This window comes from Thalassospira xiamenensis M-5 = DSM 17429 (assembly GCF_000300235.2).
GTDB classification, from domain to species: domain Bacteria; phylum Pseudomonadota; class Alphaproteobacteria; order Rhodospirillales; family Thalassospiraceae; genus Thalassospira; species Thalassospira xiamenensis.
Genome location: NZ_CP004388.1, coordinates 409,369 through 435,332, shown reverse-complemented (window position 1 = coordinate 435,332; position 25,964 = coordinate 409,369). Strand labels below are relative to the sequence as shown.

Sequence of the window (25,964 nt, the reverse complement as noted above, 5' to 3'; positions counted from 1 at the left end):
GCATCCGGCAGGATCATATTTATCAGTTGGTCAGATCTTCGACTTTGTCTTCAAAGAACTTCAGATCGCGCGAACCGGCAAAGGTTTCACCATCAATCACGAAGCTCGGCGTTGAATTGACCTTGAATTCCTGTTCGCCGCGCATGCGCGATGCAACGATCCCGTCGATCAGGGCCTCGTCCGCCATGCAGGCATCAACCGCATCGCCATCCATACCGGCAAAACGAACCACCTGTTTAATCCCGTCAATCGGGTCTGCGGCCCGTGCCCAGGTCATCTGCGATTTGAACAGCATGCCCAAAACACCAAAATAACGGTCATCACCGGCACACTGCGCAACAGCCGCCGCGCGAACCGCAACGCCATCAAGCGGATAATCGCGGAAGATCAGCTTGGCCTTTCCGGTATCGATCAACGATTTCTTGATCTCCGGCAGGGTTTCATTATGGAATGTGGCGCAATGCGGGCAGGTCAGCGACGCATATTCGATGATCGTCACCGGCGCATCCGGATTGCCAAGCACATGTTCCTTATATTCTACAGCCTCGGCCTGCTGCGCCCCGACAACACCAATCGCAAATGCACATGCGACCGCAAAAAACTTAACTGCCTTCAGCAAGGAAACCTCCGTTAAAACAATATTTTGTGATTACAAGCCTGTTGCAGCGCGGGAGTCAACACGCCCCCCAAAAGCGCTAATGAGCCAACGAGTCGCCAACATCGTTTGGAAATGCGGCAACTCCGTGATCAAACATTATGGGAAAATGATTCGATCCGGCCCGCATCGGAATAAGGCTTTGGGCCACCGATTGGCAAATGACTTACACGTGATTTTAAACGCAATTTCACCGGCTATTTCTTCTGTCCCGGTTGCCCCCGCGCGTGAACGTCCCCCGAAATGCGGCGTCCAAGCCGGGTCAGCACTTCGCGCAGATGCGGGTCTTCGATTTTGGCGATATCGATCTCGCTGGTTTCGCGGATCGGACCTTCGGGCACATTTTCCGGCCGTTTGACGGTGCGCTCCGGGCGGGAAATATCGCCCTGCATCATCTTGATGCGTTCAACCGCGCGATATCCGAAATAGGTATTCACCCGGTCGATGATCTGCGGCATGCGGTGCTGTAATTCAATCGCCACCGGTCCCATCACCCGGATCACAAGGGTTCCGCCCCCGGCATTTTCGCCGCGAGGCGGATTGTATTTGACCGGCATGGTGAATTGTTCAAGATCGCGACCGACAATTTCGGACCAGTGCAAAATGATTTCGGCCTGAAAGAAACCGCGTTTGCGGACCAGCGGACGTGTCAGATTGCCAACCATGGCGGCAATATTGCGCAGGCCCATGCGGCGCTCCGAACTGCCCATCGGGGTAATCTTTTGTTTCTTTTTGACCGCATTTTTTGCAGCAACCATATCGGCACGCTGATCTGGCGTGCTATGTGTCGGCGTATCGGTCATATCTTTTTGCTTGCTCACGCCCGCTTCTTTCGTAGGGTCTGAATCTGACCTAAACGTAATTACCCGTTTTCATCCCCGCAACATAACACGGGAACGCCGTGCATTTCACCAACGACGAAATCCATCACCTCGGTCGGACCATGCTGGACTGGTATGACCGTCATCATCGCACCCTTCCATGGCGTGCCGAACCGGGCGACGCGCAGGACCCTTACCGCGTCTGGCTTAGCGAAATCATGCTGCAACAGACCACCGTGATTACGGTCGGTCCCTATTTCGCGGCATTCCTGCAACGCTGGCCGACTGTCAACGATCTTGCCAATGCCGATCTCGATGAAGTTCTGCATGCCTGGCAAGGTCTGGGATATTATGCACGCGCACGCAACCTGCACAAATGCGCCAAGGTTGTTGCCGATGAATATGGCGGCCGGTTCCCCGATACCGAAGAAGGCCTTCTGAAGCTGCCCGGCATCGGTCCCTATACCGCCGCCGCCGTTGCAGCCATCGCCTTTAACCGTCATTCAAGCCCGGTCGATGGCAATATCGAACGGGTCATATCCCGTCTTTTTGCGCTTGAAACCCCACTGCCCGACGTCAAACCCGAAATCAAGGAAAAGTCGGCGGCCCTGACCCCGTCCGACCGGCCGGGCGACTATGCGCAGGCGCTGATGGATTTGGGCGCAACGATCTGCACGCCACGCAATCCGGCATGTGGCATTTGCCCGTGGCAGGCTTCCTGCGAAGGCCGCAAATCGGGCATTGCCCCGGAACTACCCAAAAAACGTAAGAAACCCGCCAAACCAACCCGGGTTGGCTATGCCTTCTGGATACGGCGCGAAGACGGTAAAATTCTGGTCCGGCGCCGCCCGGAAAAGGGTCTGCTGGGTGGACTTTACGAAGTGCCGGGCAGTGACTGGCGCGCGATTGAGGCCCCGGACGATGTGATGTTGTCCGAAGCCCCGATCAAGGCAAGTTGGACGGAACTAGATGGTACTGTCGGGCACACTTTCACCCATTTCCATCTCGATGTGACGGTCCTTGCCGCCAATATAGCTGAAAGCGACGCGGCAAAACTTGATGGCAGCTGGACAACGATTGACGGGTTATCTGAATTCGCTCTGCCGACGGTGATGAAAAAAATCGTGCGTCACGCGCTGAAATACCGCTAGGTCGGCGTCAACCGACCGTTCAAAACACAAAAAGAAGGCCCGTTGCCATTCCGGCGCGGGCCTTTTAAATCGTTAATAAGGTGGTCAGGCGTATATATCAATAACCTGCCCACGGCCCGTGCTGCTCGGCGGGGCCGATTGTTGTGACGTGTCGGCTTCTGCCACCTGATCGACCCGCTGGGCCGACGGTGACTGAAGATCGTTACCACCGGTTTCGGCGATCGGTGCAGCTGCCTGCTGGATCTGGACCGGGTTCGGTGCGTAAGCGGCACTACCTGTTGCGCCAACCTGCATGGGGCTCTCCATCTATCCTTACGGATAATTCCAAGATTCAAGATATAGCAAGAATTGCGCCCGAATGCAAAAGGCCGGAAGGTTTCACAACCATCCCGGCCTTCCAGATCAGATCATTTTAAGCGTGCTGCACCGCACGAAATCAGGCGGAAACCTGCCCCATTTCCTTGCGAAGCTGACTGCGCAGATTGTCGATCACAACCAATCGCCCGTCACACTTGTAATGCCAATAAGTCCAGCCATTACAAGCCTGTGCACCCTGAACATGGGCACCGATCTGGTGAATCGAACCGGCATTGTCCTTGTGACTGATTGAGCCATCGGCACGAACAAGCGCTGCAACATTGCCGCGGTTGTCATAAATCTTGTCGCCCGGCGCCAGAAGACCGCGTTCAATGACCGCACCGAACGGAATACGCGGAAGTGATCGCTTCGACTCCGTCATCTCAAGGCTTTCACCATCAAGCATCTGGACCTTGGCAATGCGTTCCTTGGCGGCCTTTGCATATTCTTCCTCGCGCTCAAGCCCGATGAAGTGACGGCCAAGGCGGCGCGCTGCCGCACCGGTGGTGCCGGTACCAAAGAACGGATCAAGTACAACGTCGCCCTGACGGGTCGTCGCCAGCAGAACACGCTGCAACAATGCTTCGGGTTTCTGGGTCGGATGGACCTTTTTACCCTTTTCATTCTTCAGGCGCTCGGACCCGGAACAGATCGGCAGCAACCAGTCGGACCGCATCTGCAATCCTTCGTTGAGCTGCTTCATCGCTTCGTAATTGAACGTGATCGCTTTCTGCTCGGCATTTTTCGAACACCACAGCAGGGTTTCATGCGCATTGCAGAAACGTTTGCCACGGAAATTCGGCATCGGGTTGGTTTTGCGCCACACGATGTCGTTCAGGATCCAGTAACCGATATCCTGCATCACCGTGCCGACGCGATAAATGTTGTGATACGAACCGATCACCCAGATCGCACCGGTATCCTTAAGGACACGGCGCGCGGCGGTCAGCCAGTCACGGGTGAACTCGTCATAGTGACGGAAACTGTCAAACTGGTCCCAATGATCGTCAACCGCGTCGACCTTGGAATTATTAGGGCGCAGCAGATCACCACCCAGCTGCAGGTTATAGGGCGGATCGGCGAAAATCAGATCGACCGACTTTTCCGGCAGGCTATTCATCAGTTCGATGCAGTCCCCGACCATAACCTGATCAAGCGGTAAGGATGTTTTCTTTGTCATGATGCGTTCCAGGTTCCCCCATATTTCTTGAGGAAAGCATCACCGCAAAAAGTTAATAGACTCCGAAAATTTCCAAGGAGTCGCCACAGTTTCAAAGTAATTTCAGCCGTTTAGACAATCTTAACCGGTTCGGCCCAAAAACAGGAAGATTTTCATCCCGGACAGTAGCGGTCAAAAACCCCGCATATCTTCATCGGACTCCTTGACTTCGTTCTGGTCTGACCGGGTATGTGCGGCAAGAATTCAAATGTGAATTCGCAGATAGCTAACGCGCGCATCCGTATATTCACGTAGTTCAATACATCCTGATGTGAATTGCGTTACAGCAATTTAGCCGAAAACGGTAATTTGACCGTTTGGACAACTCTGCATTTGCCCTTCTTATGATCATGTATACAATCTGCATATCAAATACGCAGAAAAATAGAATTTTCAAGATTGGCAATAACCTGCAGGGGGACATCATGAAGTCTGACACTTTCCGTCTTTCCCGTCGCGCAATGCTATCGGCCATGGCCGCAGCAGCCGCGGTGGTATCTTTTGGCCTTGGCGTACCGGCAATGGCAGCCGACCCGATCAAGGTTTCGGCGATTTACACCGTTCCGGTCGAACAGCAGTGGGTTTCGCGTATCCACAAGGCGCTGAATGCCGCTCAGGAACGCGGCGACATCACCTATGAATTTTCCGAAAACGTCGCCAATACCGACTATGAACGCGTGATGCGTGAATATGCCGAAAATGGCTCGGCCCTTATTCTGGGCGAAGTTTTCGGTGTTGAACGCGCGGCCCGCAAGGTTGCCGCCGATTATCCCGAAACCGCGTTTCTGATGGGCTCAAGCTTCGGCCCCGAAGGCGACAATTTCTCGGTCTTTGACAACTATATCCATGAACCAAGCTATCTTGTTGGCATGGCAGCCGGCAAGGCGACCAAATCGAACAAAATCGGCATGGTTGGCGGTTTTGCCATTCCGGAAGTCAACCGCCTGATGAATGCCTTCATGGAAGGTGCCAAATCGGTCAATCCGGATGTCGAATTTACCGTGACCTTCATCAACAGCTGGTACGATCCGCCCAAAGCCAAAGAAGCCGCCTTTGCGATGATCGATAAGGGTGCGGATGTCATGTATGCCGAACGCTTTGGCGTTTCGGATGCCGCGAAGGAACGCGGCGTTCTGGCTGTTGGCAACGTGATCGATACCGCGGCAGACTATCCGGGCACCATTCTGGGTTCGGCCCTTTGGCACATGGAGCCGACGGTGGATCATGCGATTGCAGCGGTCAAAGCTGGTGAATTCAAGGCCGAAGATTACGGCAAACTCAGCTACATGAAACCGGGCGGCGGCACCGTCGTTCTTGATAGCGCCCTTCTGCCCGAAGGTGCTGTTGCCGAAGTTGACGCCAAACAGGCAGAAATTCTGGATGGCAGCTTTACCGTCAAGGTGAATGACGAAGAACCGAAATCTTCCATGTAAGATTTCTTCCACTTTGCAGGCAGTCCGGTTTAAACATCGGACTGCCTTTCGTTTTTCGGGGCGATCCCGACATGCACTCGATACGCCAATATGGCCCAAGGCGTGACACATAAAAATTAACGGATCAGCCGGATGTCATCTGCTGCCACCCCATCTTTGGAAACGTCCCCACAATTGCTGCTGCAACTGGCTGCAATCACCAAGAAATTCGGCCCGCTGATCGCCAATGACGCCATCGACCTTGATGTGCACAAGGGCGAAATCGTTGCACTTCTTGGCGAAAACGGTGCGGGCAAAACCACCCTGATGAACATTCTGTTTGGTCATTATGTTGCGGATACGGGGACCGTGATGGTCGCGGGTGCGGATGGTATCCTTGCCCCGCTTGAACCCGGCGCACCGCAGGCGGCTCTTGATGCCGGGATCGGCATGGTTCATCAGCATTTCACACTGGCCGAAAATCTAAGCGGCCTTGATAATATCGTCCTTGGCACAGAACCGATTTTTCGCCTACGCCGCGACCGGACCAAGGCACGCGCCAAACTGGCGAAACTGATGGCGGGATCGGGTCTGAATGTCGATCTGGATCAGCCGGTTCATAAACTGACCGTCGGCGAAAAGCAGCGCGTTGAAATCCTCAAGGCTCTTTATCGCGATGCCCGTTTGCTGGTGCTGGATGAACCAACTGCGGTTCTGACGCCGCAGGAGGCAGACAGCCTTTTCACGATCCTTCGCAAGCTTGCCACGACCGGGCTTTCGGTCATTATCATTGCCCATAAACTGGCCGAGGTTCTGGCAGTTTCCCATCGCATCGCGGTGCTGCGCGGCGGCAAAAAAGTCGGCGAAATGGCAACCGATCAGGCCGACAGACGTTCGATTGCCGAACTGATGGTTGGCCGCGATGTTCCCTTAAGCCGCCGAAGCGAACGTGCACCGGGCAAGCCGGTCATCGAGCTTAGGGATGTCACGATTGATCGTGGCGATGCCAGACGCTCCCTGCATGGGGTGAACCTTCTGGCGCGAGAAGGCGAAATTCTTGGCATTGCCGGGGTATCGGGTAACGGGCAGGCGGCGTTGGCGCAACTGATTGCCGGGCTGGATAGGCCCGATGGTGGCTCGGTCGAGATTTTTGGTGAAAAAGTTACCAAATTCAATGCTCACAAGTTCGCCCAGAACGGCATCGCGCGTATCCCCGAAGACCGCCATCATGATGGTATGGTGGGGTCGATGACGGTGGCGGAAAACATCGCCATCGAAGATGTCCGATCCCGTGATTATCAGAAATTCGGCTTCCTTGATTTCGAGGCAATCCGAAAACGCGCCGAACATGCAATCGCCGATTACGATGTGCGCTGCCCCGGTCCGGATGCTCCCGCACGTCTGCTATCTGGCGGGAATATTCAAAAACTTATCCTTGCGCGTGTTCTTGAAAAATCACCAAAACTGATCCTTGCCAACCAACCATCTCGCGGGCTTGACGTGGGTGCGCAATCAGAAGTCCATAGACGGCTTCTTGAGGCGCGCGAAGGCGGGGCGGCGGTGGTTCTGATATCCGAGGATCTCGATGAATTGCTGACCCTGTCCGATCAGATTGCGGTGATCCATGCCGGTCATGTATCGGCCGCGATTGCGGCAAACGATATTGACCGATCAGAGCTTGGCCTGATGATGGTCGGACAGAAAAAAGCGATGCCGATTTCGGGTCCGGTAAATTTGAGCCCAGCACAAAGGCCAGCGCAAAAACCGATGAAAATGCCCCAAGATCAGGAGACCCGGCGTGATCCGGTTTGAACCCCGCACCAATCCATCCGTAATCATGGTTTATGGCGTCCCCGTCATGGCGGCAACTATCGCCATTCTTCTGGCAGCGATCCCGCTTGCCCTTGCCGGAGCACCGATCATAAACGCCTATGGCCTGATGATAAGCGGCGCGTTTGGATCGATGTTTTCGATTTCGGAAATGCTGACGCGTGCCACCCCGCTGATCCTGACCGGATTGGCGGCCGCCATCGCATTTCGGGCCAAACTTTGGAATATCGGGGCGGAGGGGCAGCTTTATATGGGGGCCATGGCCGCCGTTGCCATCGGATCGGGCGTGATTGACGGGCCAAGCTATATCATGATCCCGGTGGTGCTGATTGCCGGGGCGCTCGTCGGGGCGGTGATGCTGATCGGGCCGACGCTTTTGAAAACGCGGTTAGGGGTGGACGAGGTTGTCACCACTCTGCTTCTGAACTTCATCGTCATTCTGTTTGTGCAGATGATGCTGGAAGGTGCGCTAAAAGACCCAATGTCGATGGGCTGGCCACAGTCCGAACCGGTAATCGATAATGCTGTTTTGCCGCCGCTGATCGAACGGATGCGGGTGCATCTGGGGCTGGTGATCGCGCTGATCTGCGCCGTGGCGCTGGCGATTTTCGTTAAACGCACCGTCTGGGGATTTGAAATTCGTGCGGTCGGTGAAAATGCCGCCGCAGCCAGATTTTCCGGAATTTCGGTAACCAAAACCATGGTACTGGTCGCGATGCTGTCGGGCGGTTTGGCCGGGCTTGCCGGTGTATCCGAAGTCGCGGGAACGCGGGGTTACCTCGCGACCGATCTATCGCCGGGGTACGGTTATGCCGGGATTGTCGTTGCAATGCTGGCCCGCCTTTCACCGGTTGGCGTGATCATATCCGCCGTGTTTGTGGCATCGGTTTTTGTCGGTGCTGATTCCATGAGCCGCGCAATCGGCGTTTCAAGTTATCTGGCCGATCTGATTGTCGCGATGTCGTTGTTATGCGTTCTGATTGGCGGATTTCTGACCCGGTTCAAGGTCCATTTCGAACGCCAGAAATCAGCAGGTTAAGGGGAAAGAAAATGGAAATCATCGACATCCTTTTGACCGCAAATTTCTGGGCCGCAGCGCTTCGTATTGCCACCCCGCTGATTTTCGGGGTGCTGGGCGCGCTGATTTGTGAGCGCGCCGGAGTTCTTAACCTTGGCATTGAGGGGATTTTTACAGCCGGGGCGATGGCCGGATGGATGGCGGTCTGGCTGGGTACCGGATTGTGGGGCGGCGTTCTGGTTGCCGCCCTGGCCGGTGGGTTTTTCGGCCTGATCCACGCAATCCTGACCGTACCGCTTGGTCTGTCGCAGCATGTGTCGGGGATCGGGGTGACGTTGCTGGCGACCAGCCTGTCATATTTCACCTATCGCACAGCATTGCCCGATGTGTCGTCGCCGCCGCGGATCATTCCGTTCCAGCCGCTTGATATTCCGATCCTGTCGGATTTGCCGTTTATCGGCCCGGCGCTGTTTTCGCAAACGGCTCTTACAATGCTGGCCCTTGTCATGGTGTTTGTCACCGGCTGGGTCTTGTATCGCACCCCGCTTGGCCTTGCGATCCGGGCGGTTGGCGATAATCCGTCCTCGGTCGAGGCGCAAGGGTTATCGGTTTATGCGCTGCGCATCGGGGCCGTGGTTGCCGGATCGAGTCTGATGGCGCTGGGCGGCGCGTTTCTGACCATGTCGGCGTTTGATGCGTTTTTCTTTGGCATGATCAATGGCCGTGGCTGGGTTTGCATTGCGCTTACGGTGTTTGCAAGCTGGCGACCGGGCAAGGCATTGCTGGGCGCGTTGCTTTTTGGTGCGTTTGATGCGTTTCAGGTCCGCCTGCAAACCGAAGTTGGCGCGTTTCTGCCATCGCAGGTTTTCCTGATGATGCCCTATCTGCTATCGATTGCCGCCCTGATCATTGTGGCGCGCAAGGCCGATTATCCCAAGGCATTGCTGGTGCCGTGGTTCAAGGGACAGCGTTGATTTTCGACCCGAAACAAATAGCCTGATGATTAAAATATCCCATTACCGAAGGACGCCGCCATGCAAGCCGATCTGATCCTTAAAAACGCGAATCTGCCTGATGGCCGCACCGGTGTTGATATCGCCTGCAAGAATGGCAAGATCATCGAAATCGGGCCGAAATTGCCGATCCTGGCGGCCGAGGAAATCGATTGCGACGGGATGCTGGTCAGCCCGCCCTTCGTCGATAGCCATTTCCACATGGATGCCACCCTGTCGCTGGGCCTGCCAAGGATGAATGAGTCGGGTACGTTGCTGGAAGGCATCGCGCTTTGGGGCGAACTTAAGCCGATTTTGACCATCGAGGCGGTGATTGAACGCGCACTTCGTTACTGCGACCTGGCCGTATCGAAGGGCCTGCTTGCCATCCGAACGCATGTTGATGTCTGCGATGACCGTCTGCTTGCGGTCGATGCGTTGCTTGAGGTCAAAAAACAGATCGCACCCTATATCGACCTGCAACTGGTGGCGTTTCCCCAGGATGGCTATCTGCGCAGCCCGACGGCAAAGCAGAATGTCATTCGCGCACTTGATAAAGGCGTCGATGTTGTCGGCGGCATCCCGCATTTCGAACGCACCATGGCAGACGGCGCGCAAAGCATTACCGAACTTTGCGAAATGGCGGCCAAACGCGGCCTTCGGGTTGATATGCATTGCGATGAAACCGATGATCCGCTATCGCGTCATATCGAAATGCTGGCTTATGAAACGCAGCGCCTTGGCCTTCAGGGACAGGTGGCCGGATCGCATCTGACATCGATGCATTCGATGGATAATTATTACGTATCGAAGCTGATCGCCCTGATGACCGAGGCCGAGCTCAGCGCGATTGCCAACCCATTGATCAATATCACCCTTCAGGGTCGTCACGATACCTATCCCAAGCGTCGCGGCATGACGCGCGTGCCGGAATTGCGCAAGGCGGGGCTGACCGTGGCGTTTGGTCATGATTGCGTGATGGACCCGTGGTATTCGATGGGATCGGGCGATATGCTTGAAGTCGCATCGATGGGGCTTCATGTCGCACAGATGACGTCACGCGACGATATCCGGGCCTGTTTTGACGCGGTGACAACCGAACCGGCAAAAATCATGGGGCTTGAAGGATACGGGATTGCGGTTGGCAACAATGCCGATTTCGTCGTGTTACAGGCCCGCGATACGATCGAAGCCATCCGGCTTCGCGCCAACCGGCTTTATGTCATTCGGCGCGGCAACATCATCGCCGAAACCCCGTTACAGCAAACCCGCCTGCATCTTTCGGAACGGCCGGAAACGGTGCGCGGCGATGATTATGCCCCGGGGAAATAGCAAATCGCACACGTGAAACGATTTCGTCACGTGATCCATTCGCCGTTACACCCCATATGATGGGGGTCAACGCACATTATCGAGAACCACCATGTTTTACGAACCGGGCAAAACGCCACATAACCTGCCGCATGATCCGTTCAAGGCCTGTGTGGCCCCACGCCCGATTGGCTGGATTTCGACGGTCGATAAACAGGGGTGCGCCAATCTGGCCCCCTATTCGTTTTTCAATGCAGTCTGCGGCAATCCGCCGATGGTCATGTTTGCATCTGGCGGATCGATTGACAGTCTGAACAACGCGCGTGAAACCGGTGAATTTATTGCCGCCGTCGCCCCACGCGCTATGCTGCGCGAAATCAATTTCTGTTCGGCACCGCTTCCGCCCGAACAGGACGAATTTGATTATGCCGGTCTAGAAAAGGAACCGGGTCAAACGGTCGCCGCCCATCGGATCAAGGGAGTGCCAATCCATATGGAATGCAAGGTATTCCAGATTGTCGATCTGCCCGGCCCCACCCCGCAAAGCAAAAACGCGATGGTGATCGGTACAGTGGTCGGTCTGCATATTGATGATGCAATCATCCGTGACGGCATGGTCGATGTCACCCTGTTCGAGCCGCTGGCACGTCTGGGCTATCACGAATATGCCGGTGTCGCGGAAACATTTACCGTCCGGCGCGAGGATTTCTGGTAAACAGCCCGCTGCTTTACGGCGAGAGGTTACGACTTTCTGTTGTTTCACGGAAACGACCCGTAACCGCAAACAAACTGTCACAGTAAAATTCTAATGTGATCCTCATCACTTACGCCTGAACCGATGCATAACCGGGTTCGGGCATTTCTTCGTATGCATTACACGATGTGGGGGATCACACCATGAAACGGACGATTGCAGCCGGTTTTGCCGGTATTGCGGCCATTCTTCTTGCGACAACGGCAATGGCGGGTGACGTCAAGGTTTTCGAAACCAAAAGTGCGATAAACAATCTGTCGACCGTCATGGTGGATGGCGGCAAGGCACGCGACCTGACGGTTGGGTTCGGTTCGGGGGCCTATCGCCGTCCGGGTGATCCGTCCAATATGTTCTATGCCGTTTCCGACCGTGGTCCGAACTTTGTTTGCGGTGATGTGCAGGACGTTCTTGGCGTCTCCGAAGACGTCGTTTGTCAGGGCCGTAAGGTGCGCGTCTATCCGACGCCGGATTATTCGCCGTCGATCTATACCATTTTCCTGAACGATAACGGCAGCTTTGACGTCAAGGACGTTATCGCGCTTAAGGACCAGAATGGCGTGCCCCTGACCGGTTTGACCAACAAGCTATCGGTTGCCAAAACCGAAAAGCCGGTCGATGCCAATGGCAAGGAACTGGCACAGTCGGTGTCGGCAATTGACGCCGAAGGCATCATTCGCCTGTCGGATGGTTCGTACTGGATCGGTGAAGAAAACGGTCCGTCGATCCTGCATGTTGCCGCCGACGGTACGGTCAATGAACGTATCGTTCCAGCCGGTTCGGAAAAGGATTTCGAAGGTGCGGCCTATAAGATCACCGGCGGTCTTCCGGCAATCCTTGTGACCCGCCAGACCAACCGCGGCATTGAATCGATGGCCGTATCGCCCGATGAAAGCAAACTGTATTTCATGGTTCAGAACCCGCTGGCCAACCCGAATGCAGATGCCTACAAAAAGGCAAAGAACACCCGCCTGTTCGTGTATGACCGCATGAAGGGCGAACTTGCCGGCGAATATATCTATCAGCTGGATGATCCGCAGACCTTCCGCAACGATCCGTCCGACAAACAGAACGCACCGCGCATTTCCGAAGTAATGGCACTTGGCGATGACCGCCTGCTGGTTCTGGAACGGACCGATGGCACCACCAAGCTGCATGAAGTCAAACTGGATGGTGCATCAAACATTCTGGCATCGCGCTGGGACGATATGTCGACCAGCCCGTCGCTTGAACAGGAAAACGACCTGTCGAAGTTTGACCTGAAGGCAGTTGTCAAAACGCTTCGTTTTGACAGTGCCGATTACCCGATGGCCCCGACCAAGATCGAAGGTCTTGCGGTTATGGGCGACGGTGCACTGGCCCTGATCAATGACAACGATTTCGGCATCAATGGGGATGCCACCAAGGTGCTTCTGATCGACGGTCTGGTGCAGGCAGACAAATTCTGATCTCTCGCTGGATCATCTGACATTGCGGGAAAGCTGTTATGCGGCTTTCCCGCTTTTTTATTGGGCGAAATCAGCGTAAAAGCGGCCCATGAAAAACGATCAGACATACACCACCCGGACTTTTGACATCCCCGATGGCATTGATGCGGTCATCGAGCCGATGGATGCGACCGGCTATCTGGCCCCTGTCGGCTTTGAAGATCAGCTGCGCGCCGAACTTGGTGACGTGATCGAAAGCCATGACCGGCTGATGTTCGCACCCGGCCCGGAACGCCGTGTCTTCTGGGCGCAGAATGTCTGGCGCAATCCGGTCCGAATGGCGATCCCGTCGATCAAGGGTGCGGCCAAAATCCTGAAATTCAATCAACGTAACTGGGCCATGTTCAAGTTTGATCATTTTTCGCGCGCGAAACTGATCGAAGCCAACTTGCCGCATGTATCGGCCAAACGGCAGGTCTTTGGCGAGCCGGCCCCGACCGCCCCGCTGGGATCGTGGACATTGATCGATCCCGATACGATCATCGCATCGATGGATTGTTCCAGCCCGTGGAAAAATGGCGAGGTCGAGTTTGAAGAAGACAAGACCACCCCGCCCAACCGCGCCTATCTGAAACTTTGGGAAGCCTTCACCCGCCTTGGTGTTGGGCCCGAAGTTGGCGACCGCACGATGGATCTGGGCGGCAGCCCCGGCGGATGGACATGGGTTTTGCATGAATTCGGCACCGATGTGATCAGCATCGACAAGGCCCGTCTTGATCCGAAAATCGCCACCCTGCCGCGTGTTGATTTCCGGCAGGAAAGCGCGTTCGGCCTGAACCCCGATGAAATCGGTTACATCGACTGGCTGTGTTCGGACGTGATCTGCTATCCGGACCGGCTGTTCCAACTGGTCAATCAGTGGATGGATGCAGGTATGGCAACCAATTTCATCTGCACCATCAAGCTGCAGGGCGACACAGATTACGCCGCCATTACCCAGTTTGCCGATATTCCCGGGTCAAAGGTCGTGCATCTATACAACAACAAGCACGAACTGACCTGGATGAAGGTCCCCGGTGTTACAGATCAGGACTGATTGCAAGTCAATCAGTCCTGATCATCCCCGTCATAGGCGGGGATAGCCGCATCAATCGGGTAATAATCGCCCTTGTCCTTGCAAAACATCTGGGCGGATGTCGATATGCCTGATGCGCCGTCAAGCGTGCCAGGGGTGATTGCGACTTCCTGCGACCGGACGGGACGCCAGAACAGCGATGATCCGCATTCCTTGCAAAAGCCCCGGTCGCTTTGATCAGAAAGGCGATACCAGCGCAATCCTTCGTCACGGGTTAGATGCAGAGCATCCTTTTCAACCCGGGCATAGGAACTGACATGACCGTGCAGTTTACGGCACAGGCCACAATGGCACATTTTGGCGTCATGCAGTTTGCCGCGCACTTCATAACGAACTTCGCCGCAATGGCAACCGCCGGTCATCGTGTTTAGCGCTGGTGTCGATGTGCTCATCAAACCTTCCTCTTCTGATCGGGCAGGCGGAACGCAGCCTGGTTACAGATGCTGTCTTGTTAAACAGTATCTGGACCAATTCGGGCATCATGCAAGCATGGCTTGTGGCAATATCGATGTTATTGCGGGCAATATTGCGACGATAATGTTTGAGCTTCGCCCAAAGCAGTCCTATTCTGCCGCTTCTGTTCGGGCCCCGGATGATGACGCCACCGCGCCAGATGCCATCCGTCGCCTTGCTTCACAAGCGATGGGATATCATGACCGATCTGTCCTTCCATTATGATGTGCTTGTCATCGGCAGTGGCGCTGCCGGTTTGTCCACCGCACTCAAGCTTGCTCCGCATGTCAAGGTTGCCGTCCTGTCGAAGGGCAAGATCGATGACGGTTCGACCAACTGGGCACAGGGCGGAATTGCCGCCGTGCTTGATGCCGCCGACAGCATCGAAAACCATGTCGAAGACACGCTGATTGCCGGTGCCGGATTGTGCAAACGCGACACTGTTGAATTTGTCGCACGCAACGCGCCCAATGCCATCAAATGGCTTGATGAACTTGGCATTCAGCTGACGCGTGATCCGGAAGGCGGCAATGATCAGCCGTTTCACCTGACACGGGAAGGCGGGCATAGCCATCGCCGCATTGTTCATGCCGCCGATGCCACCGGGCGGGCGGTACAAACCACCTTGCAGGGTGAGGCTGCCAAACATCCGAACATCAAGATTTTTGAAAATTACCTTGCGATTGATCTGGTGACCGACCGTAAGCTTGGCGGTGAAGGCCGCCGATGCATTGGGGCCTATGCGCTTGATCTGAATACCGGCAAGGTCCGGTCGTTCAATGCGCGTACCGTGGTGCTTGCCACCGGGGGGGCCAGCAAGGTTTACCGGTTTACGTCCAACCCGGACGGATCGACGGGCGATGGCATTGCCATGGCATGGCGTGCGGGTTGCCGGGTGATGAATATGGAATTCAGCCAGTTTCACCCGACCTGCCTGTATCATCCGCAGGCCAAATCATTCCTGATTACCGAGGCCGTGCGCGGCGAAGGCGGCAAATTGCTGCTGGCCGATGGCACGCGTTTCATGGACCGGTTTGATGAACGCGGCGAACTGGCCCCGCGCGATATTGTCGCACGCGCGATTGACCATGAAATGAAGCGGCTGGGTGCAGATTGCGTGTACCTTGATATCACGCACAAGGGCGAGAGTTTCATCCGGGAGCATTTCCCGACCATCCATGAAACCTGCCTGTCGTACGGCATCGACATGACCAAACAGCCGATCCCGGTTGTTCCGGCAGCACATTATACATGCGGCGGGGTTTTGACCGATCTTCGCGGGCGCACCGATCTGACCGGGCTTTATGCGATTGGTGAATGTGCAGGCACGGGCCTTCACGGGGCGAACCGGCTGGCGTCGAACTCGCTTCTGGAATGCCTGGTATTTGGCGAGGCCGCAGCACGCGACATTGTCGAAGCACTCCCGGTTGATGACCGGTTCAAGGACCTGCCGGACTGGGACGAAACCGGGATCACCGATTCCGACGAGGAAGTCATCGTCGCCCATAACTGGGAACAGTTGCGCAACGTGATGTGGGACTTTGTCGGCATCGTTCGCACGACCAAACGCCTGCAACGCGCGCAGCATCGCATTGATCTGTTGCTGTCGGAGATTGACGAATATTACGGCAATTTCCGTGTGACCAATGACCTGCTTGAATTGCGTAACCTTTCGGTGGTTGCCAAACTGATCATCCAGTCGGCCCTTTGGCGCCATGAAAGCCGCGGCCTGCATTACACCACCGATTATCCGGAACGTGATGACAGCGCGACGCCCCGCCAGACCATTCTTGTGCCGGAAAACTTTGCCGGTCGCTGGGTTGTATCGGGCCAATGGAAGACCTGATCGGCGAAGACGTCATTCCCCCACGTTAATCGGATCAAAGACGGAGATTGTCATGACCGCCACCCTGATTGGTATCGCGCGTAAGGCACGTTCACGTGCGCCAATGGAAACGCTTGATGGTGTTTCTGTCAGTCTTGATTTTGGGGTTGATGGCGATTATCGCGGCAAGCTACGCAAACGCCAGATCACGGTCATGACTGAGGAAGACTGGTTGGCGGCCTGCGGCGAAATTGACCGTATGGATTTGCCCTGGACCACGCGGCGCGCCAATCTGTTGGTACGAGGTGTGAAATTGCCGCAAACGCCCGGTACGCGCATCCGGATAGGGGAACTGGTCCTTGAAATCACCGGCGAAACCGATCCGTGCAACCGGATGGAAGCCGCAGCACCGGGCCTTGAAAAGGCCCTGACACCGGACTGGCGGGGCGGGGTTACATGCCGTGCGATTGAACCCGGTGCGATCCGGGTGGGCGATACGGTTATTGTTGACTGATTATCCTGGTTACTCGGGACTGGCCCATCTGGAAATCCCCTGTCGGCTTCCCACTTAAAAGGCAGCAGCATGGTCGGGGATCAGGATGGAACTTGCACCAATACCGCATAACGAAGCCGAACGTCAGGGCATCATCACGCGCATGCGTATCGCAACTTTTGATGCCGAACCCGAACTTGACCGAATCACGTCACTTGCCAAACGGATCTTTGACGTCAAATCGGCCACGATGACGGTAATCGATCATGACCGACAGATTTTCAAATCCCGGGCCAATTTCGAAAAGCTGGAAAGCCGCCGCGATATTTCGTTCTGCGGGCATGCAATCACCCAGACCGAGCCGATGGTGATCAAGGATGCCCGGATCGATCCCCGTTTTTCCGACAATCCGTTGGTGATCTGCGATACGCCAGTGATTTTTTACGCCGGGATGCCAGTGCATCATCACGAAGGACAACCGGTCGGGACACTTTGCATTTTTGACGACAAACCGCGCGAAATGAGCCAGCGCGATATCGATAACCTCAAGGACCTTGCCTATCTGGTCGATATGGTTCTGTTGCTGCGGTTTGCACAATTCAGCCAGAAACGGTTGATGCAAAGCCTTGATGAAGCGGTTCGTCAAAGTATGATTGATCCGATGACAGGGCTTTGGAACCGGCGCGGGCTTGATGAAATACTTGATCGAGAACTCGCCCCAGAAGGCGTGCCATTGACCGAACCCTGCGGGATTTTGTTATGTGATATCGATCATTTCAAATGCGTCAATGACACGCACGGACATCTGATTGGCGATGAGGTCATCATCAGAATTGCCGGGATGCTCAAAAATCATTTGCGCGAAAATGACATCATTGCACGTGTCGGCGGCGAGGAATTTGTATGTGTCATTCCCGGTATCACGCGCGAAACGACCCCGAAAATTGCTGAAAAACTTTGCAATATCCTGCGCAATACGCCGATCAACACCAGCGAGGGCAAAACCCTTGGCGTGACTATTTCCATCGGGGCCACATGGATTGCGGCAGGTTGCAGCAACGACAACCGCAAGGCCATTTTCGAAATTGCCGATGCCGCGCTATATCGCGCGAAACAAAGCGGCCGCGACCGGGTGGTGTTCACGCCCGATGTCAACGAACAGCACAACAAAGGACTATTTGAACAGCATTAAACTCCACCTGGAATAACAACATGCTGTAACGGGAGAACCGTCTTGAAAATCGCGCCCACGCCGGATAACGAGAACGAGCGGCAGAAATCGCTTGAAAGCATGGGTATTCTGTCAACACCGCGCGACCCTGAACTTGATCGGATTACGCGCCTTGCCGAACGCATTTTCAACACCGAAATCGTCGCCATTTCCCTGATTGATGGCGACCGGCAGTTTTTCAAATCCCGGATCAATCTGGGCGTTCCCGAAACGCCGCGTGACATTTCGTTTTGCGGGCATGCGATCATGCATGACGCGCCGCTTGTTGTTGGCAATGCCATCGATGACGAACGTTTCAGCGACAATCCGCTGGTGGTGGGGGCACCCCATATCCGGTCCTATGCCGGTGTGCCGCTTTCCAATCGCGAAGGCTACAAGCTTGGCACGCTGTGCATTATTGATTCAAAAACCCGCAATTTTTCCGAAAGCGAGATCGAAACGCTCAAGGACCTTGCCCATTGGATCGAAACGGTTCTTGCCCTTCGCTATAGCGAACGCAGCCAGAGACAGCTTCTGGCCGATCTGGATGCAGCACATCGCGACATGATGATCGACAGCCTGACCGGGGTCTGGAACCGGCGCGGACTTGAAGAATTGCTGGCACGCGAAATGACGAGTTCCCGGATCAAAGGTGGCTCGGCCGGGGTATTCATGCTTGATATCGACCATTTCAAGCAGGTCAATGATACACATGGCCATCTGATCGGCGACAAGGTATTACAGGACATTGCCGCCATCATGTCATCTTGCCTTCGCGATCATGACATCGTCGGACGTTTCGGGGGAGAGGAATTCGTTTGTGTCCTGCCAGGCATTCGCCTCGAACAGACGATGTATCTTGGTTACAAGTTGTGCAATGTGGTGCGTGATCAATGCCGGGTCAGCGATATGGACGGCAATGCGGTTTCGATCACGGTCAGCGTCGGGGCGACCTGGATTTCCAGTGAAACGACCGATCTTTATGAACCGCTCGATGTACTGCGGATTGCCGACGAGGCCCTTTATGAAGCCAAGGAAAGCGGGCGCGATACGGTCCGCTATCGCGCGCTGGACAGCCATGGCAGCCTTGACGACCTTAAAGGATGAACCGCCCCACCCTGCTTTTTAATGCAAGCGGCCCCAGATCATACATTTCGTCCAGCACGAGATAGGGATCGGCGCCCAGCTCAAGAAGGATGGCGAAGGCAGGTTCGGTTTTGAAACCGGCCCGTTTCATTTTCCGGATTTCTTCGGAAAGCTGCGACCCCAGAAGATATATCAACCGTGCCTCGACCAGCATATGGCGGAAGCCGAACTGGCATTGCGATGGCGTGCCGGTGGCAAAAATTTCGACCGGCAAATCATCCAGAACAAACCGCACGACAATGGCCTGCGCGACATGTTGCGTTGCCGGGCGGCGATGCAATCCAAAATCATCATGATGACCAAAGACAGCCTGTACGTGGGCTTCGAAACCATCAAAATCCGGGCAATGGCAAAGTATGTCGATATCCGATCCATCAATATCAAGATTAATCGGAAAAGTTCCGGCGACAATCGGATCAAACCCGGCAAGCCCATCCCATACACCATGTCCTGAAATCAGACCGGCCGCCTTTTGACCACGCACGGAAACGGATCGCAACAAATCAAGACCGCGAAAGGCATTGGGCATCAGGCTTTCGGGCCAATCCATTCCGGTCTGGTTCATTGATAAATCCATTCCATTTCTTGACCCGCCCGGCATTGCACGGGATATGTAATAAAATCAAATATTTTTGGCACAACCGCGGTCTGTCGATCAGATCATCCGCGCCGGTTTCGGAATATGCCCCAATATGCTTGATATTCTGGCGATCACCAGCCCCATCTTCCTGATTATCGCACTGGGTTATGTCGCGGTCAGGCAAAATATCATCGCGCAGGATGTGGCGCGCAGCATGGGGGCGTTCGTGATGAATTTTGCCCTACCGGCCCTTCTGGTCAAAACGCTTTCAGGGCGGCCGATTGCCGACATCATTCACGGCGAATTTCTGATTGCCTATGGCGGCGGCTCGTTAATCATTCTGACAATCGGGATTGCCTATACTCGCTTTATCGCCCGGAAATCCTTTGCCAATGCGACCCTGCAGGGTTTGGGCATGTCATTCTCCAATAGCGGATTTATCGGCTATCCGATCGCGCTTCAGGTGCTGGGGCCACCGGCAGCGATAGCATTAACACTGTGCGTGATGATCGAAACGCTGGTGATGATGCCGCTGGTTCTTGTGCTGGGCGACAGTGCAAACAATAACGGACAGGGACGGCTTCAGGTTCTTGGCAAGGCATTAAAAAACCTGTGCAAAACACCTATTATCATCGCGATTTTTGCAGGCCTTTGTCTTTCGCTGACCGGGATTGAACTGCCCGCCCCGGCCCTGAAAGCCATCGACATGCTGGCAATGTCATCGGGACCGGTGGCGCTGTTTGTGATCGGAGCGGGTCTTGTCGGGCTTAAAATCCGGGGTATGCGCGTTGATATGGCGCGGATCGTTACTGGCAAACTGATCCTGCATCCGCTGATCGTATTTTCCCTTGTCTGGCTGATGCCGCCGATGGAGCCAGTCCTGCAAATTGCCGCGGTCAGTTTTGCCTGTTCGCCGATGCTGAGCATCTATGCGGTCTTTGGACAACGTTATGGCCATGAAGGACTCTGTGCCGCATCGCTTATGATCGCAACGTCACTATCCTTCATCACCATATCAACCGCCCTTTGGCTGCTTGACACCACGCAGGTTTTCGGACCTATGCCTTGACATCCCCGGCATGGGCAAGGATTTCTTCGGCCTCGCGAATTTCCTGCTGCTGGGCCCACATTTCGGCATAAAGCCCGTCCTGTGCCAGAAGGTCCTGATGGCGGCCGCGTTCGGCGACCTGCCCGTCGCGCAGCACGATGATTTCATCGGCATCAATCACGGTCGAAAGCCGGTGCGCGATCACAAGCGTCGTATGCCCGCGCGACACATCGCGAAGCGCCTGCTGGATATCCTTTTCGGTACGGGTATCAAGGGCCGATGTCGCCTCGTCAAAGATCATGACTTTCGGGCGTTTCAGCAACATGCGCGCAATCGATACACGCTGTTTTTCCCCACCGGAAAGTTTAAGCCCGCGTTCGCCGACCATGGTTTTAAAACCCTGTGGCAGGGCGGCGATGAAGCCATCGATGCTGGCGAGTTTGGCAGCATTGGTGATTTCCGCCTCTTCCGCGCCGGGGCGACCATAAGCGATGTTATAGGCAATCGTATCGTTAAACAGGACCGTATCCTGCGGCACGATACCGATCGAACGGCGCAGGGATGTCTGCGACACATCGCGGATATCCTGCCCGTCAATCGTGATCCGACCGCTCGAGACGTCATAGAAACGGAACATCAGGCGGGTCAGGGTCGATTTGCCCGCCCCGCTTGGCCCGACAACAGCAACGGTTTTGCCCGCCGGAACTTCGAAACTGACACCCTTCAGAATCTGACGATCCGGGTTATAGGCGAATTTGACATCCTCGAACCGGATTGCCGCATCCGCACAAACCAACGCAGGTGCCCCGTCCTTGTCTTCGACTTCCTTTTCGACGTCGAGTAACGAAAACATGCGTTCCATATCGGTCAGCGACTGTTTGATCTGCCGATAGACAAAACCAAGGAAGTTTAGCGGCATGTAAAGCTGCAACAAATAGGTGTTCACCAGCACAAAGTCGCCAATGGTCATGTTGCCATCCTGAACACCCTTGGCCGCCAGAAGCATGTTCAGAACCAGACCAACCGCAATGATGGCACCCTGCCCGATATTGAGCTTGGACAGGGATTCCTGCGACTTCACCGCCGCCGTTTCGTAACCGCGCAGGGCATTGTCGTAACGCCGGGATTCGTGATCCTCGTTATTGAAATACTTGACCGTTTCATAATTGATCAGACTGTCGATGGCCTTGGTGTTGGCTTCGTCATCGCGCTGGTTCATTTCGCGGCGGAACTTCATGCGCCATTCGGTCACGATCAGGGTGAACGCGATATAGATCACGATGGTGACAAACGTGATCAGCGCGAACCAGAAATCATAAAGCACCCACAGAATGCCCGACACCATGAAGATTTCAAGCAGGGTCGGCAGAATGTTGAACAGCATGAAGGACAAAAGGAATTCAATCCCCTTGACCCCGCGCTCAATCGCGCGCGAGAGCCCGCCCATCTGACGATCCAGATGGAACCGAAGCGACAGGGCATGCAAATGTTCAAAAACGCCAAGGGCGGATGTCCGGATGGCACGTTGCGCGACCTTGGCAAAGACGGCATCGCGCAATTCCCCGAAGGCCGAGGATAAAACCCGCACCAGCCCATAGGCGACAATCATCCCCACCGGCACCACGATCAGAGATGTCGCATCGGCACCACCGGACGAAGCACCGGCCTTGCCACCGCCGTCAAGCGCATCGACGGCGTATTTATACAAAACAGGGACATAAACGTTGGCGACCTTCGCCCCGACCAGAAACAGCAGGGCGATAACCACACGAACCTTGAGCTCGAACTCGCCACGCGGCCAAAGATATGGCAGAAAAGTTCTAACAACACCAAATTCAGCGCGGGCTGTTGGCTGGCTATCACCCATATTTTTCAAGTTTTCATCCCCTGGTGGGTACCATGTGACGTGTCCGACACAGCCCCGGCTTTCCGATTGACGTCCCGCTTTCCCAAAACAACAGATGGCCCGTAATCAATGATTTGGCAAGCAAGTCGGACAAGAAAGCATGTCTTGCCGTCTACGGAATAGTTCGCAAAACATTGATTTATCGTTCCTAGATGATTGCAGTTACGCGGTCAGAGGGATATTTTGTCAAATTGTCGATAAAATTGCGATAAGCCCGCCCCGGGAATTCCGGCCTGCGGGACATCTTCAAGGAACGGAACCAGGACCATGACGGCACTTGCCAGCATCGAAACCCAGGACATCGCAGCACTGATGCACGACATGGGCATCAATGCCCGTGAAGCTTCGCTGAAACTGGCACAGGTCCCGTCCGAACCAAAAACCGCTGCCCTTAAGGCCGCCGCACGCAAATTGCGCGAAAATGCCGATATCATTCTGGCCGCCAATGCACGCGACATGGAAGCAGGCCGTGCAAAGGGCCTGACGCCAGCATTGCTTGATCGTCTTGCGCTTGACCCTGCACGCATCGAAAGCATGGCATCCGGGGTCGAAGCAGTTGCCGACCTTCCCGATCCGGTGGGTCGCGAACTTGCCCGCTGGAGCCCCGAACGCAACGGGCTCGATATCGCGCGCGTGTCTGTGCCGCTTGGCGTGATCGGCATCATTTATGAAAGCCGCCCGAATGTGACGGCCGATGCCGGTGCCATGTGCATCAAATCGGGCAATGCCGCCATCCTGCGCGGTGGTTCGGAAAGCTTCCATTCATCCCGCGCGATTTTTGACTGCATGCTTGCCGGTATTCTCGATGCCGGTTTGCCCGAACATGCGCTTCAGATGATCCCGGTGACGGATCGCGCCGCCGTTGGCGAGATGCTGAAACTGTCCGATTACATCGACGTCATCGTCCCGCGCGGCGGCAAGTCGCTGATATCGCGCATTACCGATGAAAGTCGGATTCCCCTGTTCAAGCATCTGGAAGGGCTTTGCCATACCTATGTCCATGCCAGTGCGGATGTGACCAAAGTCGTCGATATCGTGGTGAATGCCAAGATGCGCCGGACCGGCATTTGCGGTGCGACCGAAACCATCCTGATTGATCAGGTGGTTGCCGATGATCTGTTGCCGAAAATTGCCGCGGCCCTTGCCGACAAGGGATGTGAAATGCGTGGCGATGCCAGCGCGCAAAAGGCAGACACCCGCATCCTGCCTGCCACGGACGATGATTGGATCACCGAATATCTTGATGCCATTGTGTCGATCAAGGTCATCAATGGCGTCGAAGAAGCGGTCAACCATATCAACACATATGGATCGCATCACACCGACGCCATTTTGGCCGAGGATACCGATGCGACCGCGACGTTCCTCAATGGTGTTGATTCCGGCATCGTGATCGTCAATGCATCGACACAGTTTGCTGATGGCGGCGAATTTGGCATGGGGGCCGAGATTGGCATTTCGACGAGCAAGCTGCATGCACGCGGCCCGGTCGGAGTCGAACAGCTGACCAGCTATAAATACATCGTGCGCGGCACCGGCCAGACCCGCCCATGAGTTTTTCGACGCCCAGAAGTCATAGTGCCCCGCCCCGCGTCGGATTGCTGGGCGGGTCGTTTAACCCGGCCCATGAAGGGCATCTGCATATATCGCTGGAAGCCTTGAAAACCCTGCAACTTGATGCAGTCTGGTGGCTGGTGTCGCCGCAAAACCCGCTCAAGCCCGCCCAGGGTATGGCCGACCTTGCCGACCGGTTCGATTCGGCGCTGATGATGGCAAAGCATCCCCGCATTGTTGTTTCTGCAATTGAATCAGAACTGGGAACCCGTTATACGGCCGACACTCTCGCAGCTTTGCAGCGTCGTTTTACCCGAACGCGGTTCGTATGGCTGATGGGGGCGGACAATCTGGCCCAGTTTCATAAATGGAAATGGTGGGACAGGTTGATTTTGCGCGCTCCCATTGCGGTTCTTGACCGCGAGGGGTATTCTAACAAGGCATTGTCCGGGACGGCAGCCAAGCGTATGGAACGCTGGCGCATCCCATCGGACAGGGCGGGTTTGCTGGCCGATCTCGATGTTCCGGCCTGGGTTTACCTGCCAATAAAGCGCCATCCGGCTTCTTCGACCGCAATCCGCGCCGAAGGCAGATGGCAGGTTTGACCGGCGGGAGTTCCCCGGATCCAAAACGGATCGGGCTCTCTTGCGTAAATTGAGGTGGCGACCATAGGTACCGCAAAAAAGACTCTGACCCCGGGCGAGCTTCTTGCCCTTATCCAGAGCACGCTCGAAGACGACAAGGCCGAAGACCTTGTCACCATTAATCTGATCGATAAAACCTCCCTTGCCGATCATATGATCATTGCAACCGGGTCATCCTCCAGACGGGTGGCGTCGATGGCAGAGCATATTGTCGAAAAGCTGAAAGAAGCAGGTCAGGGCCGTGCCCAGGCCGAAGGCAAGGAACAGGGCGACTGGGTTCTGGTTGATGCCGGCGATGTCATCGTCCATCTGTTCCGCCCGGAAGTTCGCGCTTTCTACAACATAGAACAGATGTGGGGCGTTGAAAATCCGGCGCTTAAACAGCAGGCGGCGCGACTGTATTAATACAGTCCGCCCCGGTTTGCCCTGACCACCGCGGGGATTGGCCATCGGTGGTCCCCTTGCGGGCCGGAGCCAGATCGGAAAGATGCAAATTACCCTTGCGGCAGTGGGCCGGATGAAGAACGGCCCCGAGAAAGATCTTTTTGACCATTACGCAGCCCGCCTGCGCTGGCCCTTTGCCGTGCGGGAAGTCGAAGAGAAGAAAAAGCTGCCCCCCAATCAGCTCAAAGACCGCGAGGCGGAGCTTTTACTGGGCGTCATCCCCGAAAATGCCTTTTTGATCGCACTTGACGAGCATGGCCGCGAATATGGCTCCATCGATTTTGCCGCAAAGCTTGAAGGCTGGATCGATCAATATGCCGGAAATATCGCCTTTGCCATTGGCGGGGCCGACGGGCATGGGGACGCCATCAAAACACGCGCCAATACGCTTTGGTCACTTGGCAAGGCGACATGGCCCCATATGCTGGTCCGCGCCCTGATTGCCGAACAGCTTTTCCGCGCCCACGCCATCCAGACCAACCATCCCTATCACCGGGAATAATCCTCAAAGTCACCAAAAGCATTGGTTCCCCCACTCTTGGATAAGTTGTTTCAAAATTTGTCCATGGGTATTTCTCTATC

The 25,964-nt window shown here is 55.3% G+C and carries 25 protein-coding genes; 18 read left to right on the top strand and 7 right to left on the bottom strand.

Annotation, left to right across the window (positions count from 1 at the left end):
* Window positions 1-22: 22 nt before the first annotated feature.
* The gene (locus tag TH3_RS02005; RefSeq protein ID WP_007089070.1) at window positions 23-619 is read right to left on the bottom strand and encodes a thioredoxin domain-containing protein; all 597 of its coding nucleotides are present in this window, start codon (window positions 617-619) and stop codon (window positions 23-25) included.
* A 233-nt stretch (window positions 620-852) separates the two neighbouring features.
* Window positions 853-1,476, bottom strand: coding sequence for a DUF721 domain-containing protein (locus tag TH3_RS02000; RefSeq protein WP_007089071.1), 624 nt, complete (start codon window positions 1,474-1,476; stop codon window positions 853-855).
* Between the two features lie 80 nt (window positions 1,477-1,556).
* Between TH3_RS02000 and mutY the strand changes: the two genes are divergently transcribed.
* Window positions 1,557-2,627 carry an A/G-specific adenine glycosylase gene (gene mutY / locus TH3_RS01995; protein ID WP_007089072.1) on the top strand — a complete coding sequence of 357 codons (1,071 nt, stop codon included), beginning with the start codon at window positions 1,557-1,559 and terminating at the stop codon, window positions 2,625-2,627.
* 84 nt (window positions 2,628-2,711) lie between these two features.
* Here mutY and TH3_RS01990 read toward each other — a convergent pair whose 3' ends face one another.
* Window positions 2,712-2,921 (bottom strand): hypothetical protein, encoded by a 210-nt coding sequence (locus tag TH3_RS01990; RefSeq protein ID WP_007089073.1) that lies wholly within the window; start codon window positions 2,919-2,921, stop codon window positions 2,712-2,714.
* A 142-nt stretch (window positions 2,922-3,063) separates the two neighbouring features.
* Window positions 3,064-4,164, bottom strand: a complete 1,101-nt coding sequence (locus tag TH3_RS01985; protein ID WP_007089074.1) for a site-specific DNA-methyltransferase — start codon at window positions 4,162-4,164, stop codon at window positions 3,064-3,066.
* A gap of 464 nt (window positions 4,165-4,628) precedes the next feature.
* Here TH3_RS01985 and TH3_RS01980 point away from each other — a divergent pair, with 464 nt between their 5' ends.
* From TH3_RS01980 to TH3_RS01945, 8 genes are all read left to right on the top strand, one after another.
* Complete coding sequence (locus TH3_RS01980; RefSeq protein ID WP_040060420.1) at window positions 4,629-5,636, top strand: BMP family protein; 1,008 nt, start codon at window positions 4,629-4,631, stop codon at window positions 5,634-5,636.
* 132 nt (window positions 5,637-5,768) lie between these two features.
* Entirely contained in the window at window positions 5,769-7,427 is a 1,659-nt protein-coding gene (locus tag TH3_RS01975) for an ABC transporter ATP-binding protein (RefSeq protein WP_007089076.1), read from the top strand.
* Window positions 7,414-8,484, top strand: coding sequence for an ABC transporter permease (locus TH3_RS01970; RefSeq protein WP_007089077.1), 1,071 nt, complete (start codon window positions 7,414-7,416; stop codon window positions 8,482-8,484). Before TH3_RS01975 ends, TH3_RS01970 begins: the two co-directional genes overlap by 14 nt.
* 11 nt (window positions 8,485-8,495) lie before the next feature.
* The gene (locus TH3_RS01965) at window positions 8,496-9,437 is read left to right on the top strand and encodes an ABC transporter permease (RefSeq protein WP_007089078.1); all 942 of its coding nucleotides are present in this window, start codon (window positions 8,496-8,498) and stop codon (window positions 9,435-9,437) included.
* A 60-nt stretch (window positions 9,438-9,497) separates the two neighbouring features.
* The gene (locus TH3_RS01960) at window positions 9,498-10,787 is read left to right on the top strand and encodes an amidohydrolase family protein (protein ID WP_007089079.1); all 1,290 of its coding nucleotides are present in this window, start codon (window positions 9,498-9,500) and stop codon (window positions 10,785-10,787) included.
* 91 nt (window positions 10,788-10,878) lie between these two features.
* On the top strand, window positions 10,879-11,481 hold the full coding sequence (locus TH3_RS01955) for a flavin reductase family protein (protein ID WP_007089080.1): 603 nt from the start codon (window positions 10,879-10,881) through the stop codon (window positions 11,479-11,481).
* Between the two features lie 182 nt (window positions 11,482-11,663).
* Entirely contained in the window at window positions 11,664-12,965 is a 1,302-nt protein-coding gene (locus TH3_RS01950; RefSeq protein WP_007089081.1) for an esterase-like activity of phytase family protein, read from the top strand.
* A gap of 88 nt (window positions 12,966-13,053) precedes the next feature.
* Window positions 13,054-14,040 carry an SAM-dependent methyltransferase gene (locus tag TH3_RS01945; protein WP_007089082.1) on the top strand — a complete coding sequence of 329 codons (987 nt, stop codon included), beginning with the start codon at window positions 13,054-13,056 and terminating at the stop codon, window positions 14,038-14,040.
* 11 nt (window positions 14,041-14,051) lie between these two features.
* Here TH3_RS01945 and TH3_RS01940 read toward each other — a convergent pair whose 3' ends face one another.
* A complete protein-coding gene (locus TH3_RS01940) occupies window positions 14,052-14,471 on the bottom strand; it encodes a GFA family protein (protein WP_007089083.1) in 420 nt (139 codons plus the stop codon).
* A 260-nt stretch (window positions 14,472-14,731) separates the two neighbouring features.
* On the opposite strand from TH3_RS01940, the gene nadB reads away from it, so the two are divergent.
* The 4 genes from nadB to TH3_RS01920 all read left to right on the top strand — a co-directional run bounded on the left by nadB (window position 14,732) and on the right by TH3_RS01920 (window position 19,167).
* A complete protein-coding gene (gene nadB, locus TH3_RS01935) occupies window positions 14,732-16,378 on the top strand; it encodes an L-aspartate oxidase (RefSeq protein WP_174441855.1) in 1,647 nt (548 codons plus the stop codon).
* Between the two features lie 52 nt (window positions 16,379-16,430).
* The gene (locus TH3_RS01930) at window positions 16,431-16,871 is read left to right on the top strand and encodes an MOSC domain-containing protein (protein ID WP_007089085.1); all 441 of its coding nucleotides are present in this window, start codon (window positions 16,431-16,433) and stop codon (window positions 16,869-16,871) included.
* 85 nt (window positions 16,872-16,956) lie between these two features.
* Window positions 16,957-18,042 (top strand): sensor domain-containing diguanylate cyclase, encoded by a 1,086-nt coding sequence (locus TH3_RS01925; RefSeq protein ID WP_007089086.1) that lies wholly within the window; start codon window positions 16,957-16,959, stop codon window positions 18,040-18,042.
* 42 nt (window positions 18,043-18,084) lie between these two features.
* Complete coding sequence (locus TH3_RS01920; RefSeq protein WP_007089087.1) at window positions 18,085-19,167, top strand: sensor domain-containing diguanylate cyclase; 1,083 nt, start codon at window positions 18,085-18,087, stop codon at window positions 19,165-19,167.
* Here the strand turns inward: TH3_RS01920 and TH3_RS01915 are convergent.
* A complete protein-coding gene (locus TH3_RS01915) occupies window positions 19,157-19,771 on the bottom strand; it encodes a DUF4269 domain-containing protein (protein WP_007089088.1) in 615 nt (204 codons plus the stop codon). The genes TH3_RS01920 and TH3_RS01915 overlap by 11 nt on opposite strands.
* 127 nt (window positions 19,772-19,898) lie before the next feature.
* Here TH3_RS01915 and TH3_RS01910 point away from each other — a divergent pair, with 127 nt between their 5' ends.
* The gene (locus TH3_RS01910; protein WP_037990702.1) at window positions 19,899-20,855 is read left to right on the top strand and encodes an AEC family transporter; all 957 of its coding nucleotides are present in this window, start codon (window positions 19,899-19,901) and stop codon (window positions 20,853-20,855) included.
* Here TH3_RS01910 and TH3_RS01905 read toward each other — a convergent pair.
* Window positions 20,845-22,701 carry an ABCB family ABC transporter ATP-binding protein/permease gene (locus TH3_RS01905; protein ID WP_007089090.1) on the bottom strand — a complete coding sequence of 619 codons (1,857 nt, stop codon included), beginning with the start codon at window positions 22,699-22,701 and terminating at the stop codon, window positions 20,845-20,847. The two genes, TH3_RS01910 and TH3_RS01905, sit on opposite strands and share 11 nt — an antisense overlap.
* A gap of 306 nt (window positions 22,702-23,007) precedes the next feature.
* Between TH3_RS01905 and TH3_RS01900 the strand changes: the two genes are divergently transcribed.
* The 4 genes from TH3_RS01900 (at window position 23,008) to rlmH (ending at window position 25,884) form a co-directional block, all read left to right on the top strand.
* Window positions 23,008-24,294: a glutamate-5-semialdehyde dehydrogenase gene (locus tag TH3_RS01900; RefSeq protein ID WP_007089091.1), complete on the top strand. Its 1,287-nt coding sequence runs from the start codon at window positions 23,008-23,010 to the stop codon at window positions 24,292-24,294.
* Window positions 24,291-24,899: a nicotinate-nucleotide adenylyltransferase gene (locus TH3_RS01895; RefSeq protein WP_007089092.1), complete on the top strand. Its 609-nt coding sequence runs from the start codon at window positions 24,291-24,293 to the stop codon at window positions 24,897-24,899. The genes TH3_RS01900 and TH3_RS01895 overlap by 4 nt, the downstream gene beginning before the upstream one ends.
* Before the next feature lie 54 nt (window positions 24,900-24,953).
* The gene (rsfS, locus tag TH3_RS01890; RefSeq protein WP_007089093.1) at window positions 24,954-25,343 is read left to right on the top strand and encodes a ribosome silencing factor; all 390 of its coding nucleotides are present in this window, start codon (window positions 24,954-24,956) and stop codon (window positions 25,341-25,343) included.
* 82 nt (window positions 25,344-25,425) lie between these two features.
* Window positions 25,426-25,884 carry a 23S rRNA (pseudouridine(1915)-N(3))-methyltransferase RlmH gene (gene rlmH / locus TH3_RS01885; RefSeq protein ID WP_007089094.1) on the top strand — a complete coding sequence of 153 codons (459 nt, stop codon included), beginning with the start codon at window positions 25,426-25,428 and terminating at the stop codon, window positions 25,882-25,884.
* Window positions 25,885-25,964: the final 80 nt, after the last annotated feature.

Excerpts from the sequence above, each read along its gene's own strand:
- TH3_RS01990 (WP_007089073.1), bottom strand. The coding sequence starts at position 2,921 with ATGCAGGTTGGCGCAACAGGTAGTGCCGCTTACGCACCGAACCCGGTC.
- TH3_RS01985 (WP_007089074.1), bottom strand. The coding sequence starts at position 4,164 with ATGACAAAGAAAACATCCTTACCGCTTGATCAGGTTATGGTCGGGGAC.
- TH3_RS01980 (WP_040060420.1), top strand. The coding sequence starts at position 4,629 with ATGAAGTCTGACACTTTCCGTCTTTCCCGTCGCGCAATGCTATCGGCC.
- TH3_RS01975 (WP_007089076.1), top strand. The coding sequence starts at position 5,769 with ATGTCATCTGCTGCCACCCCATCTTTGGAAACGTCCCCACAATTGCTG.
- TH3_RS01965 (WP_007089078.1), top strand. The coding sequence starts at position 8,496 with ATGGAAATCATCGACATCCTTTTGACCGCAAATTTCTGGGCCGCAGCG.
- TH3_RS01960 (WP_007089079.1), top strand. The coding sequence starts at position 9,498 with ATGCAAGCCGATCTGATCCTTAAAAACGCGAATCTGCCTGATGGCCGC.
- TH3_RS01955 (WP_007089080.1), top strand. The coding sequence starts at position 10,879 with ATGTTTTACGAACCGGGCAAAACGCCACATAACCTGCCGCATGATCCG.
- TH3_RS01950 (WP_007089081.1), top strand. The coding sequence starts at position 11,664 with ATGAAACGGACGATTGCAGCCGGTTTTGCCGGTATTGCGGCCATTCTT.
- TH3_RS01945 (WP_007089082.1), top strand. The coding sequence starts at position 13,054 with ATGAAAAACGATCAGACATACACCACCCGGACTTTTGACATCCCCGAT.
- TH3_RS01940 (WP_007089083.1), bottom strand. The coding sequence starts at position 14,471 with ATGAGCACATCGACACCAGCGCTAAACACGATGACCGGCGGTTGCCAT.
- nadB (WP_174441855.1), top strand. The coding sequence starts at position 14,732 with ATGACCGATCTGTCCTTCCATTATGATGTGCTTGTCATCGGCAGTGGC.
- TH3_RS01930 (WP_007089085.1), top strand. The coding sequence starts at position 16,431 with ATGACCGCCACCCTGATTGGTATCGCGCGTAAGGCACGTTCACGTGCG.
- TH3_RS01925 (WP_007089086.1), top strand. The coding sequence starts at position 16,957 with ATGGAACTTGCACCAATACCGCATAACGAAGCCGAACGTCAGGGCATC.
- TH3_RS01915 (WP_007089088.1), bottom strand. The coding sequence starts at position 19,771 with ATGAACCAGACCGGAATGGATTGGCCCGAAAGCCTGATGCCCAATGCC.
- TH3_RS01910 (WP_037990702.1), top strand. The coding sequence starts at position 19,899 with ATGCTTGATATTCTGGCGATCACCAGCCCCATCTTCCTGATTATCGCA.
- TH3_RS01905 (WP_007089090.1), bottom strand. The coding sequence starts at position 22,701 with ATGGGTGATAGCCAGCCAACAGCCCGCGCTGAATTTGGTGTTGTTAGA.
- TH3_RS01900 (WP_007089091.1), top strand. The coding sequence starts at position 23,008 with ATGACGGCACTTGCCAGCATCGAAACCCAGGACATCGCAGCACTGATG.
- TH3_RS01895 (WP_007089092.1), top strand. The coding sequence starts at position 24,291 with ATGAGTTTTTCGACGCCCAGAAGTCATAGTGCCCCGCCCCGCGTCGGA.
- rlmH (WP_007089094.1), top strand. The coding sequence starts at position 25,426 with ATGCAAATTACCCTTGCGGCAGTGGGCCGGATGAAGAACGGCCCCGAG.